14 protein-coding genes are annotated in these 12,550 nt (G+C 47.1%); 3 read left to right on the plus strand and 11 right to left on the minus strand.

Annotation, left to right across the window (positions count from 1 at the left end):
- Positions 1–155 precede the first annotated feature (155 nt).
- A complete protein-coding gene (locus QD47_RS17505) occupies positions 156–632 on the minus strand; it encodes a hypothetical protein (RefSeq protein ID WP_044647335.1) in 477 nt (158 codons plus the stop codon).
- Between the two features lie 143 nt (positions 633–775).
- Between QD47_RS17505 and QD47_RS17510 the strand changes: the two genes are divergently transcribed.
- Complete coding sequence (locus QD47_RS17510) at positions 776–1,204, plus strand: DUF4395 domain-containing protein (RefSeq protein WP_044647336.1); 429 nt, start codon at positions 776–778, stop codon at positions 1,202–1,204.
- A 17-nt stretch (positions 1,205–1,221) separates the two neighbouring features.
- Here QD47_RS17510 and QD47_RS17515 read toward each other — a convergent pair whose 3' ends face one another.
- From QD47_RS17515 to moaA, 8 genes are all read right to left on the minus strand, one after another.
- A complete protein-coding gene (locus tag QD47_RS17515) occupies positions 1,222–1,569 on the minus strand; it encodes a Na-translocating system protein MpsC family protein (RefSeq protein WP_044647337.1) in 348 nt (115 codons plus the stop codon).
- A 189-nt stretch (positions 1,570–1,758) separates the two neighbouring features.
- On the minus strand, positions 1,759–2,424 hold the full coding sequence (gene modB, locus QD47_RS17520) for a molybdate ABC transporter permease subunit (protein ID WP_044647338.1): 666 nt from the start codon (positions 2,422–2,424) through the stop codon (positions 1,759–1,761).
- Between the two features lie 27 nt (positions 2,425–2,451).
- Complete coding sequence (gene modA / locus QD47_RS17525) at positions 2,452–3,273, minus strand: molybdate ABC transporter substrate-binding protein (RefSeq protein ID WP_044647339.1); 822 nt, start codon at positions 3,271–3,273, stop codon at positions 2,452–2,454.
- Between the two features lie 76 nt (positions 3,274–3,349).
- Positions 3,350–4,429, minus strand: coding sequence for a thiazole biosynthesis adenylyltransferase ThiF (locus QD47_RS17530; protein WP_200893455.1), 1,080 nt, complete (start codon positions 4,427–4,429; stop codon positions 3,350–3,352).
- Positions 4,430–4,436: 7 nt separating this feature from the next.
- The gene (locus QD47_RS17535) at positions 4,437–5,141 is read right to left on the minus strand and encodes a molybdenum cofactor biosynthesis protein MoaE (protein ID WP_044647340.1); all 705 of its coding nucleotides are present in this window, start codon (positions 5,139–5,141) and stop codon (positions 4,437–4,439) included.
- A 57-nt stretch (positions 5,142–5,198) separates the two neighbouring features.
- Complete coding sequence (locus tag QD47_RS17540; RefSeq protein ID WP_044647341.1) at positions 5,199–5,447, minus strand: MoaD/ThiS family protein; 249 nt, start codon at positions 5,445–5,447, stop codon at positions 5,199–5,201.
- 29 nt (positions 5,448–5,476) lie between these two features.
- The gene (fdhD, locus tag QD47_RS17545; protein ID WP_044647342.1) at positions 5,477–6,289 is read right to left on the minus strand and encodes a formate dehydrogenase accessory sulfurtransferase FdhD; all 813 of its coding nucleotides are present in this window, start codon (positions 6,287–6,289) and stop codon (positions 5,477–5,479) included.
- A gap of 40 nt (positions 6,290–6,329) precedes the next feature.
- Positions 6,330–7,343 carry a GTP 3',8-cyclase MoaA gene (gene moaA / locus QD47_RS17550; RefSeq protein ID WP_044647343.1) on the minus strand — a complete coding sequence of 338 codons (1,014 nt, stop codon included), beginning with the start codon at positions 7,341–7,343 and terminating at the stop codon, positions 6,330–6,332.
- Between the two features lie 592 nt (positions 7,344–7,935).
- On the opposite strand from moaA, the gene fdhF reads away from it, so the two are divergent.
- Complete coding sequence (fdhF, locus tag QD47_RS17555; protein ID WP_044647344.1) at positions 7,936–10,878, plus strand: formate dehydrogenase subunit alpha; 2,943 nt, start codon at positions 7,936–7,938, stop codon at positions 10,876–10,878.
- Between the two features lie 13 nt (positions 10,879–10,891).
- Positions 10,892–11,374 (plus strand): helical membrane plugin domain-containing protein, encoded by a 483-nt coding sequence (locus QD47_RS17560; protein ID WP_044647345.1) that lies wholly within the window; start codon positions 10,892–10,894, stop codon positions 11,372–11,374.
- A 182-nt stretch (positions 11,375–11,556) separates the two neighbouring features.
- Here the strand turns inward: QD47_RS17560 and QD47_RS17565 are convergent, their stop codons facing one another.
- Together QD47_RS17565 and QD47_RS17570 are read right to left on the minus strand one after the other, a co-directional pair.
- The gene (locus tag QD47_RS17565; RefSeq protein WP_044647346.1) at positions 11,557–12,027 is read right to left on the minus strand and encodes a hypothetical protein; all 471 of its coding nucleotides are present in this window, start codon (positions 12,025–12,027) and stop codon (positions 11,557–11,559) included.
- Positions 12,028–12,180: 153 nt separating this feature from the next.
- Entirely contained in the window at positions 12,181–12,534 is a 354-nt protein-coding gene (locus tag QD47_RS17570) for a hypothetical protein (RefSeq protein ID WP_044647347.1), read from the minus strand.
- Positions 12,535–12,550: the final 16 nt, after the last annotated feature.

Consider the following 12,550-nt stretch of genomic DNA (forward strand, 5'->3'; position numbering starts at 1 on the left):
ATGATGTAATGAAGCTTGCAGTCAATGACTGCAAGCTTTTTTTCGACTATGGGGTTGGTTTAAACCATTAGTGCAAGAAAAGACTTATAACCATGCTCCCATATAGAGAGCGACAGCACGCGCTACAAAGCCTATGAAACCCATACCTTGTTCTGTTATAAATTCTTTTTCAATTCCTGATCCTTTTGCTGCTCACTCAAATGCTGTAGTTCCTTGCTGTCATACAATAGACTCAGGGCGGGTTCGAAATTATCACCGTGTAAATCAAGCAAAATTTCTGTGTCTTCCGTCTCCCATACTGCCTGATAATGCAATTCGCCTGTCGCTACAGCCATTCCCCATTGGCTTGGCGTATCTTTGTATAAATCTCCCTTCCAAAGGGTATCATCACTGCTAGGCTTGCCGTATTTCTCCGTTAGGCTCTTTTTTAAGTCATTATAATTCTCAATATACTCATTCTTATTCGTATGTTTCTCTGTAACTAAATAACCTGCACGAACCAATTGATCATCCACAAAAAAGTACATGAGTCCGCTTTCCAGTCCCAATATCTTGGAATAATAGGCAATCGACTCTTGATCTTCTTCCTCAACTTTCATATCTTCAGATGCCTTTACTTGCTCTTTACTCATCCCCCAGCCTGCGTTGCGAAATGAAATCTTACTAATGGGTCTATAGTTATAATCATACAAACCATCTTTCAGCTATCTATTCCCCAACTATTACGTTATAATGATCTCAATTATTTTATTCCGATGTGAAAAGGATGATATATATGAGTCAAGCTCCTGCCTCGATTCCCCGTCCGTTGGTCAGGGCTAATCAATGGGTGATTGTGCTGTCTGTGGTCTTTACCTGGATTACAGGGGCGTATGGGGTGTTAGCTATTCCACTTGTTGCGGGGTTGCTCGGTGTGCTTTTCAACTTTAATCCGGTGATGCGGGTAGCCAAGCTGTTTTTAAAGAAAAGCCCTTCCTCATATGTGCAGGAGGACCGGGGACAGCAAAGATTTAATCAGCTCCTTGCCGTCTTTTTTCTGCTGGTGGCTCTGGTAGGATTTACGTTCCAATGGAGTATTGTCGCTTATGTGTTTTCGGCGATGGTGCTGGTGGCGGCATTGGTGGCTATTCTGGGCTTTTGTGTCGGATGCTTTATTCTCTACCAATGGTCCCAATATCAATATCGGAGAAGAAATCACGTATAGATTGTCTCCCCTTCATCCTATTTTGCAACAATCGTATCCTCAAATACAAAAACAGAGATGGCTATATCTTCCTCCACCTTAATATCCGAAAAGAGGTGCAGCAGTCGGGAATCCATGTAATCCTCCAGTTCTTTGTTGAACTGTACGGGATAGATTTTTTGAACCATTTTGGTTCGGGCTGCATGCACCATCTCTTTCCCGGCAACCTCTTGTGCCAGAAACTTTTCAGAAGGGGTTAAATTACCGTACAGCATCGTGATGGCCATGTTATCTACAAAGGTTGTATGTATGCGTTCCGGGCCTTTTCCAAATAGCTCTTTACGTACTTTTCGAATAATTTCGTTAAAACCCGTTTCCTTTCTCATATCGCACCGCTCTCCTAAATCTACTAAAATCCTTGTTACTATTTCCATCATAACCGATTTCTCTCATATAAAACAGAGATCGAAGGAAAGTGATTTTTGGAACATACTTTGTGATATATGCTGAACTTAAGAAAATAAAACACAGCCTGCCCCATCGGCAGACTGCGTAGGTTCCGTACTTCAAGCGGGCTAATCCTTCACCAATCGGTTTGAAAGCATCAACATGATAAAAGAGAACAGAATGATGACGGCCACCCAGCTCCAGGAGAGTGTCATATTCCCAGCCTCGGATGCGGTGTAAATCGCCGTAGACAGGGTTTGGGTCTGTTCGGGAATGTTACCCGCAAGCATCAACGTAGCGCCAAATTCTCCTAACCCCCGGGCAAACCCGAGAATGTATCCCGAGATGAGCGGGCGGTAGGCGAGAGGCATCGTAATGTGGCGAAACACTTGCCACTCGTTGGCACCTTGCGCGCGTGCAGCATGCTCTACCTCGGGATCGACGGCTTCAAAGCCTGCTTTGATCGTCCGATAAGCCAGTGGAAAAGCCACAATTACAGCAGCCACCACCGCAGCTCCCCACGTAAATACAATCGTCTGCTGGAACAGGCTTTCGAAGGCTGTACCGATCCAGCTTTTCCTCCCCAGGAAGATGAGCAAAATAAAGCCAACGACTGTGGGGGGCAAGACAAGCGGAAGAAGTAAGACCGTCTCGATCACGCTGGTTCCCCTCCGCAGCTTGCAGTTCGCCATCATCCGAGCCACCACGGTAGCTAACAGAAATACAAAGATGCTGGCGACGACTGCGACTTTGACGGATACGATAACCGGAGGAAGAAAAGCTGACCAATCCAACGGGACCCCCTCCTTTATATATAGATGCTATTTCCCTGTCTTTTCTGTAGGAGCTGAAAATCCGTCCTTACTGAATACGCTCATCGCTTCATCCGTACGCAGAAAATCGAGAAACTCACCAGCTTCCTTGCTGTGTTTCGTTGCTTTTACAATACCTTCTGGATATAGAATCGGAGCATGCAATTCCTCAGGTACTTCCAGCGCAACGACTGCTTTATCTGATGATTTGGCATCCGTCAGGTAGACGAATCCGGCATCGGCGTTGCCTGTTTCCACATAGTTTAATACCTGTCTTACATCCTTGGCGAATACCAGCTTCGGCTCCAGCTTGTCCCATAGTCCGGCCTTCGTCAGCGCTTCTTTGGAATACTGTCCAGCAGGAACGGTAGTTGGCTCCCCGACAGCTACTTTCAGGAAGGATGGGCTTGTCAGATCATGGAGTGTAATGCTTTTGTTATCCGTGCTTTTCGACTTATCCTGTGGAACAACCACAACCAGTTTATTTTGGAGTAGTACGCTATCCTTTTCCACCAATGAAGCATCGGTCAATGCCTTCATTTGCTTCATACCTGCCGAAATAAATACGTCAGCGGGTGCGCCTTGCTCAATCTGTTTTTGCAATGTGCCAGATGAAGCATAGTTAAAGGTAAGTTTGATATCTGGATGCTGCTTTTCATACTGGTCCTTGAGTGTATTGAGGCTATCTTGAAGGCTCGCTGCGGCAGATACGATGATCTCTGTTTTTGGTGCAGACTGTGTCGACTGTACAGCAGCCGAAGACGAGCAACCAGCCAGCACCCATGCCAACAATCCAACCAACGTAAATATGTACCCGAATTTCATTTTCAACTTACTCTTCCCCTGTCCTATAAATTCCGAAATGGGTATAACGATGTACACCTCATAACGGTTCAACTCTATTGGGTCAGCCCAAATATTTGTGAACAATAGATCTCGCCTCGGCGATGTCCTTCGTGCCATGGATCAGAACGCGTCCATCCTGAAATAGAACCAACCGATGCGCTCCAATCACAACGGATACCAGATATGGATTATGCTCTACTCTGCCTCCCTGACGTGACAATAGACGCGCCGCTTCATTCAGATCGCGCACAGCACCGGAGGCCGGGCGGATTTGAACCGTATCACGTCCGCACAAAACAGCTGACTTGGATTGATGCTCCGATTGTAAAAAAGGATACACCGGATGCTCGCCACACGTTGGGCAGTCGGCTTTCTTCATCGCGCTGATCTGGATCGACTGATGCTGATTGTTCCACAGATCAAAGGAAATCAGCTTGCCTTGCAGCGCTGAGTCGTCTCCGGTGAGCAGCTTCAGTGCTTCGGCGCTTTGGTAGGCTGCCACCATCTGTACAGCCGGGCTAATCACACCGACCGTGTCGCAGGTCGCGCCACCAAGCGGTACGGTTCCGAGCAGGCAATGCAGGCACGGTGTCTGTCCCGGCACGATGGTATAGGTCGTCCCGTAGCTACCCACACAAGCCCCGTAAATCCAAGGAATTTGGTGCTTGACCGCGTAATCGTTAATGAGCAGACGGGTATCAAAATTGTCGGTGGCATCTACGATGAGATCCACACCTGCTGCAATATCGTCGATTTCTTCCAGCGATACGTCCCGAATTAGTGCACGAATGTCCACGTCTGAATTGACTTGCTGCAATCGCTTCTGCGCTGCCACCGCCTTCGGCATATGATCACGAGCGTCCGCTTCATCATAGAGCTGTTGGCGTTGCAAATTGCTCCAATCTACATAATCGCGATCCACCAGCGTCAGTCGTCCGATGCCCGCTCGCACCAGCATATCCGCATTGGCAGTACCCAGTGCTCCAGCCCCAATGATAAGCACGTGCTTGCTGCGGATATTTTGCTGTCCTGCTGGCCCAATTTTCGTAAACAGCTCTTGTCTCGAATATCGGGCATGAGACGTGTGCGTCTGCGCTTCTGCATCGGCATCCATGTTCTGATCCTTCTTCATTTCAGACATCGTTGTTTTACGCCCCATGAGGGTTCCAACCTCCTAGCTGATGCCCCTTCCATTCCGAGCCGTCCTCCCACACTTCCTTTTTCCAGATCGGCACGATTTGCTTCAAGCGTTCAATCGCATGGCGGCTGGCTTCGTAGCAAGTATCGCGGTGTGCAGCAGAAACAGCAATCACAACGCTCGTCTCTCCAATCCTCACCGTACCAAGCCGATGTGTAATCGCCGTACGCGTAGATGGCCAACGCTCTGCAATCTCGTCACCAATCTGCTTCATCGTGTTCATCGCCATCGGGACATACGCCTCATATTCCAGCAACACAGTACGCTGACCTTGGGTATATTCCCGAGTCGTTCCATTAAAGGTCAGGGAAGCTCCATGGGATGGGTCCTGCACCTTCGAGGTCACCCCATCGGCATCAATCGGATCGTACGTGATCGCAAATAAGCCGCATGCTGAAACGACCGTTTCCATCCCTGGTGCCGACTGAAGAAGCTTGATTGTATCTGAAGGATGTATTAGTTCCTCTGGAGAAGCCAGTTTTTTATTATTCGTAAAAAAAGAACCTTGCAGCTGTGAAGCCGCTTCCGAATATTGCTCATTCAGCTTTTTTCGAATATCTGTAATGGTCACCGTTTCTTGCGGAAAATCCAGCGTAATCACGGATTCACCAAGCTGCTCTGCCATACCCGCGAATAGTTGAATACGGTATTGCATATATATCTGACCCCCCTTTGCACCTGTCCTATCGAACTCGCTTAGCCTGTATCGAATTTACCCTCCTGAAACCGGGGGAATGATCGCAATTTCATCATATATACTCACCAGATCCTCCGGTGTGGCATAGGCTTGGTTTCTGGCAACAAAAGAACCCCGCAACTGCGCGGCTACTTCTGGGAAACGCTCGGATAGCAGGTCTTTTAACGCAACAATAGTCATCGTTTCCTGATCGGTGGGTACTGTGATGATGGGCCCGCCCATCTGCTCCGCAAGGCCGGCAAATACTTGAATATGATATTTCAATTAAATGTTCACCCCCAGAAATGTTCACATTATATTTTAGATTCAACCAGTTCCTCAATCCGCTGGGGATGCGTATACACATTCAGAGAATGACTTCGTATAAAACCTACCGTGGTAATGCCCAAATCCTCAGCCAATTCAAGCGCAAGCTCTGTCGGAGCCGACTTGGACAACACTACCTCACAGCCAATCTTGGCGACCTTCAACAAAATTTCAGACGAAATGCGCCCACTGAATACAATGATTTTATCATGTAATACAATATCATGCTTCAGGCAATACCCATAGATTTTATCCAGCGCATTGTGTCGGCCGATATCTATTCTGGACAGGATGATTCCGTCTTTGTCACACAGTGCGGCATTATGAACGCCCCCGGTCTCCTGAAACGTGTGCGCCGAATTTTGCATTAAGTTCATCAGGCGGAAGCAGTCGTCAAAAGACAGCATGACATGGGTGTCGTTCATTCTTTTTGCCACTTTGGCATCATTCATAAAGTAGAAGCCCTGTCTGCTTTTCCCACAGCAGGAGGTAATGTACCGTTTGGAATGAAAGTTTTGATAAAACTCATTCATCCGCCGGGTTTTGATATGAACAAAGCCTTCTTTTTCCTGAACCCAAATATCTTCGATATCATCATACTGTTGAATGACACCTTCCGAGGCCAAAAAGCCTACTGCCATATCCTCCACATACTCCGGTGTACAAACCATGGTGGCAAATTCCTGCTGATTGATTTTGATCGTCACCGGATGCTCCGTCACCACAGTGTCCTCATCACGCTTGATCTGACCGTCACGATAACGGAGAATCTCGCGTTTGATCTCAGCTGGCTTTTCCATGTGCTTCACTCCCTTGTTTTGGGCAGGCTGGCTTTTCGGTTCACCCGCCGATGTGTGACATTTCAATTTTGGATGCTAATTGCTGCGTATGGTTCAACCGTTCCTCCGAATAGCGGTCGGTACGTCCTCTCCAAACCCGCTCAATGTAAGCTCTTATCTCATCATCGGACTGTTCAGAACGTAACATCCCCCGCAGCTCGTACCCTTGAGAAGCAAATAAGCATGTGTACAAGGAGCCTTCAGCGGAAATCCTCGCCCGTGTACATGTGGAGCAAAAGGCATCCGTAACGGACGAAATAATGCCAATTTCCCCTTCGCCGTCCTGATACCTGTAACGCGTCGCTACCTCGCCTTTGTAATGGGGCGGGACAGGCTCCAGCGGCATTTGCTTATGAATGGTTTCGATGATCTGCTGCTTGGAAACGACCTGATCCAATTTCCAGCCATTGGTGTTACCTACATCCATAAACTCAACAAACCGCAAAATATGCTTTTTCTTTTGAAAATAGTCGGCCATGGGCACAATATCCTGATCGTTGAAGCCCTTTTGCACGACCATATTTATTTTCACCTGCATCCCCGCTTGTGCTGCAGCATCAATACCATCCAGCACGGATTGCACGCTGCTTCTTCCTCCGTTCATCCGGCGGAAGCGATCATCATCGAGCGAATCCAAACTGACCGTCACTCTCTTCAATCCTGCTTCTCGAAGCGGTACTGCATATTTAGGAAGAAATACACCATTCGTGGTCATAGCAATATCTTCAACTCCTTCGAGTTGAGTTAACGAATGAATGAGCGAAGTCAGGTCCTTTCTCAGCAACGGCTCGCCGCCCGTAATGCGCAGCTTGGTAACTCCCAGAGAGACAAAAATACGGGAAAGCCGGGTAATTTCCTCAAAGGTCAATATTTTTTCTTTTGGCAAAAACGGATAGTCATGGCCAAAGATTTCTTCCGGCATACAATACCGGCACCGAAAATTACACCGGTCTATGACGGATATTCTCAAGTCCCGTAACGGACGATTCCATTGATCATCGCTCCGATTCGCCATCCCGTTCACCTCAATCCGTCTTCAATTCATTTTATCCAGAACCAAAAAACCGACATCACAACAAATCCTTCGCCATCGAACACATCGAAGAATCTGCTAAATGCCGGTTAATTTATCTACATCAGGATTCTACGAATCCTCACATCATGTGATATAGAAAAATCAAGCTAACAAGCGCTGCGACAAATAAAGTATACGCGATTCCCACGCACACTCCATTCACGAATGCTCTGCAATAGATTATATTCTTATTGTTAGCAATCCTCGAACGTTTGTCAATGCTTTTTCGTTTTCTCAAACGATAATCATTATCAATTAAAAATTTTAATACTGTACCGTTGAACTATCTTAAATTTTACGTTATAGTTACACCTGATGACATGCAGAAAATGACATATCCAAGTTATTGATATACAGGCGGTGCGTACCGTTTGTTATTAATACATACACATATGGCGGATTGGCCTCCAGGACCTAGAGCTTGGTTACTACTCCACCATAAACACAAGTGCTTCATCACGAGCACTTGTGTTTATGGTGGAGTTTTTTTATTTCTAATTTTTACATTTCAAATCTGAAAGGAGCCTGAACCGTGATTGAGAGTACGATCAAAATTACATTAAACGGACAGGAACTGAAAACCAAAGACAGCGCAACGATTCTTGAAGTCATTAACGAAAATAACATCGCCCATCCCCAACTATGTTATGTTCCCGAGGTCGATCCGATCCGCACCTGTGATACCTGTATCGTGGAAGTCAACGGCAAGCTCGTTCGCTCCTGCTCAACACTCGCTGCGGACGGAATGAATATTCAATTAAACTCGGACCGCGCCAAAGCAGCCCAAACAGAAGCCATGGATCGGTTGCTGGAAAATCACCTCCTCTACTGCACCGTGTGTGATAACAACAATGGTAATTGTTCCTTGCATAATACGGCAGAGCTTATGGAAATTGAGCATCAAAAATATCCATATCAGCCCAAGGTTGATCCGATGGAAGTCGATATGTCTCATCCGTTTTACCGCTATGACCCGAATCAATGTATTGCCTGCGGCCAATGCGTAGAGGTATGTCAAAACCTTCAGGTCAATGAAACCCTCTCTCTTGACTGGGAAGCAGAACGCCCTCGCGTCATTTGGGATGATGGTGTTGCAATTAATGATTCCTCGTGCGTCAGCTGCGGTCAGTGTGTAACGGTCTGTCCTTGTAACGCCTTGATGGAGAAATCCATGCTGGGTGAAGCAGGCTTCATGAGTGGCATGGAGAAGGACTTGTTAAATCCGATGGTAGATTTAATTAAGGAAGTGGAGCCGGGCTATAGCGGTATTTTTGCCATTTCCGAAGCAGAAGCAGCCATGCGTGAAACCCGTACGAAAAAAACCAAAACCGTTTGCACCTTTTGCGGCGTAGGTTGCAGCTTTGAGGTTTGGACCAAAGGCCGCAAAATTCTGAAGGTACAGCCTACTTCTGAAGGACCTGTGAACGGCATCTCGACATGCGTTAAAGGGAAATTCGGCTGGGATTTTGTGAACAGTGATCAACGTTTGACTACCCCTTTGATTCGCCAAGGTGACGAATTTGTAGAAGCGACCTGGGAAGAAGCATTAAGCCTGATGGCCAGCAAAATGAGTGCTATTAAAGAAACGTATGGCGGTGAAGCGCTCGGCTTTATTTCCTCGTCCAAATTTACGAATGAAGAAAACTATCTGATGCAAAAGTTGGCGCGTCAGGTATTCCAAACGAATAACGTCGATAACTGTTCGCGGTATTGTCAATCCCCCGCCTCATGGGGGCTGCAACACACCGGAGGCATTGGCGGCGACAGCGGCACGATTAAAGACATTGCCAAAGCAGGACTGGTTATGCTGGTCGGCTGTGCGCCGGGAGAAGGACATCCGGTGCTGGCTACCCGTATTAAACGTGCGCATAAGCTGCACGGTCAAAAGCTGATCGCGGTCGACCTGCGCAAGCATGAAATGGCGGATCGTGCGGACCTGTTCATTCGTCCGAAGCAGGGTACAGATTATGTATGGTTATCCGCTGTAACCAAGTACATCATTGAACAAAACTGGCATGACGTAACATTCATTGAAGAGCACGTAAACTTTTATTCCGAATATTTGAAGTTGCTGGAGAAATTTACATTGGAATTTGCAGAGCAGGAAACGGGCATTTCCAAAGAGACGCTGATTGAGGTAGCGACTATGGTCCATGAAGCCGACGGCACTGCCATTTGCTGGGGCATGGGTGTGACGCAAAACATCGCAGGCTCCTACACCTCTATTGCGATTGCCAACCTGCTGCTGGTGACCGGAAACTTTATGCGTCCAGGTGCAGGCGCGTATCCGCTTCGCGGACATAACAATGTTCAGGGTGCTGCTGACATGGGCACGATGCCGGATATTTTCCCGGGCTATCAGTCTGTCACGAACGATGACATTCGTGCCAAGTTCGAAGCGGCCTACGGCGTACACATTCCAGGCCAGCGCGGACTGGACAATATTCAAATGCTGGAGGCCATTGAAACTGGTGAGCTAAAAGCGATGTATATCGCCGGAGAAGAAATGGCGTGGGTGGATGCGGACTCCAACCACACACAGGAAATGCTGGCGAATTTGGATTTCCTCGTCGTTCAGGATGTATTTCTGAGCAAAACAGCAGAATTCGCAGATGTCATTTTGCCAGCCGTACCTTCGCTCGAAAAAGACGGTACCTTTACGAACACTGAACGTCGTGTACAGCGTTTATATGAGGCGCTCAAACCTGTAGGAGACAGCAAACCGGACTGGTGGATTTTCAGCCAATTTGCCAAGCAAATGGGATTTGATTGGAACTACAGCCATCCAAGTGAAATTTTTGAGGAAATGGCATCACTCACTCCATTTTTCTCCCAGTGTAATTATGACGTATTGGAAGGCTGGAACAGCTTCCACTGGGGATCGCCGGATGGCAGCAACACGCCGCTTCTGCACACCAACGGCTTTAACTTCCCGGATAAAAAGGCACGTCTCGGTCTTTTCGAATATGTGCAGCCTAAACAATACCCGGCTGAATTCGATCTGACCTTAAACAATGGTCGACTGCTCGAACAATTCCATGAAGGAAATCTGACAACCAAATCGCCGGGTATTCAGCTCAAGCTTCCAAGTGTATTTGTGGAAGTATCGCCGGAATTAGCCGAGGAACGTGGAGTCAAGGACGGATCGCTGGTTCGTCTAGAATCGCCATACGGTGCCGTGAAGCTGCGTGTTCTCATCACCGACCGGATGCATGGAACCGATGTCTACGTACCTATGCACTCCAGCAGCCATGACAGCGCCGTGAACCTGTTAACTGGCGGAGCATTCGATGTAATCACCAACACACCGGCTTATAAACAAAACAAGGTACGAATGCACATTTTGGAGGTAGAGGGCCAAAATCCGCTACCACGTATCAACCCGCGCTACAAAAAGCGTCATCCGCAAAATGGGGTTGAAGTAGATCGGAAATGGAATCGTCCCGGTTACGTCGATCTGGTGGATCAAAAATAAGGAGGTCGGACTCATGGCTAAGCCTATTTCAATCGTACGAAAGCGTGTGCTGACAGAAGAAGAACGACAAAAACAATCGCTGGATCAGCTTACTGCTGATCTGGCTGACAACGGGGCGGCATTGCAGAAGACGCTCGAAATTGTGCGTGAGCTGCACGATAGCGGTCTTCTCGAAGCGGCTCAGTCTATGCTGAAAGCCAAAGAAATCATCGCCAAAATCGCTGTAGGACAAGCAACTCGCAAGCCTGTGACAAACATCATCAACAATCTGATGGGAGCAGCCGGCATGCTATCCGAGGTAGACCCTGAGCTGATGAAAAAACTGGTGGGCAGCGTTACTACGGGCCTGAACGAAGCGGAAGAGCATTTAAAACAGAACAAAAAGACTCGCCTGCGCGATCTCATGAAGGCCATGAATGATCCGGATGTAAACCGGGCGATGGGTTTTGGCATTCATTTTCTCAAAGGGCTGGGGAAAGGCTTGTCCGATAAGTAGCTGAACATAGCGTGGAGGTGGATACAGAGTTGCAGGTTCAGCTTCCACTTCAAACGTTCCTTTATAATACGTATCGGTTTTACTTTCGGCAGGTGCTTAACGGCCAAGGATAACAACAGTAAAAGAGAGCTGGCCCCACCGCAAACGGGAGTCAGCTCTTTTCTTGTCCCTTTGATACATCCCTACAACTGAACCTCCCTGCCTTGTCTCTCCGTCAAAAATTGCAACAGCCAAATACTATAATTGATAAAAACCAGCGTAAAACTAATGACCGAAAACAGCGGAATTGTATGTAAAATGGTAGCATAAACGATCCAAATCAACAGAACCACTAGCAGACAAATACGGAGGATTGTATTGTTGTTTGTTTCCTTGGGGAATAGCAATGTCTTCACATTTATAGAGTAGCCGTTACGATGAAGTAGATGAGCGAAAATTAGGAGATGTAGAATGAGGTGAACAACAAAAGCAATGAAGGCAAACACGATACCCGCGGCAAATAGAGCAAGTCCATTTTCCAGATCAGAAAATTCGTCCGTAAGCTCCGGTAACTGCCACATCCAGTACAACATGAATCCATGACAGGAAGCCAACGCAACTAAAATTGAGAAAACATATAAAAATACTTTACTGACAGCAGTCTCCATGTTCAATGTATACTTCCTCCGTCTCAACCAACTTTTACTAGAGTACACCACTCCAAAGCTATCACGCAAATTGGAAAGGCGAAAAAGGCTATTCGGACGCATACCGAATAACCTTTCTGAGGCTACAGCACTTTGTAAAGTAACGCTATGATCTACATTTTATTTTTTATCCACCTGTAATAGGGTCACCGTTTTGAGGGAAACAGCATCTTTTAATTGCTCCTCTGCGATGACCTTGAGTTTAAGCAAACTGGCAATCTTCGAAGTATCCGGTTTGGAAAACAAGCGCCATAGCTGCGGATCAGGTAGTGAATCATACAGCTTGGTATGGTCATATTCCTTACGGTGCTGCTGTACAACTTTAACCCGATAACTGCCAATTTCCCAATCTGCCACTCCCTGCTGTGCACAATGAGCTGTAATGTCATTACGCAAATCAGTCAGTTCACCCTCAATTTCTTTTTGCTTCTGCTTTAACTGATAGTAGCGACGCACCTTGTTTTCCAATTCCATCACGCTCCTCTGCTTA

This window comes from Paenibacillus terrae (assembly GCF_000943545.1).
GTDB lineage: Bacteria > Bacillota > Bacilli > Paenibacillales > Paenibacillaceae > Paenibacillus > Paenibacillus terrae_A.

Excerpts from the sequence above, each read along its gene's own strand:
- QD47_RS17535 (WP_044647340.1), bottom strand. The coding sequence starts at position 5,141 with ATGCAATACCGTATTCAACTATTCGCGGGTATGGCAGAGCAGCTTGGT.
- QD47_RS17560 (WP_044647345.1), top strand. The coding sequence starts at position 10,892 with ATGGCTAAGCCTATTTCAATCGTACGAAAGCGTGTGCTGACAGAAGAA.
- QD47_RS17530 (WP_200893455.1), bottom strand. The coding sequence starts at position 4,429 with ATGTCTGAAATGAAGAAGGATCAGAACATGGATGCCGATGCAGAAGCG.
- fdhD (WP_044647342.1), bottom strand. The coding sequence starts at position 6,289 with ATGGAAAAGCCAGCTGAGATCAAACGCGAGATTCTCCGTTATCGTGAC.
- moaA (WP_044647343.1), bottom strand. The coding sequence starts at position 7,343 with ATGGCGAATCGGAGCGATGATCAATGGAATCGTCCGTTACGGGACTTG.
- QD47_RS17515 (WP_044647337.1), bottom strand. The coding sequence starts at position 1,569 with ATGAGAAAGGAAACGGGTTTTAACGAAATTATTCGAAAAGTACGTAAA.
- QD47_RS17505 (WP_044647335.1), bottom strand. The coding sequence starts at position 632 with ATGAGTAAAGAGCAAGTAAAGGCATCTGAAGATATGAAAGTTGAGGAA.
- QD47_RS17510 (WP_044647336.1), top strand. The coding sequence starts at position 776 with ATGAGTCAAGCTCCTGCCTCGATTCCCCGTCCGTTGGTCAGGGCTAAT.
- QD47_RS17570 (WP_044647347.1), bottom strand. The coding sequence starts at position 12,534 with ATGGAATTGGAAAACAAGGTGCGTCGCTACTATCAGTTAAAGCAGAAG.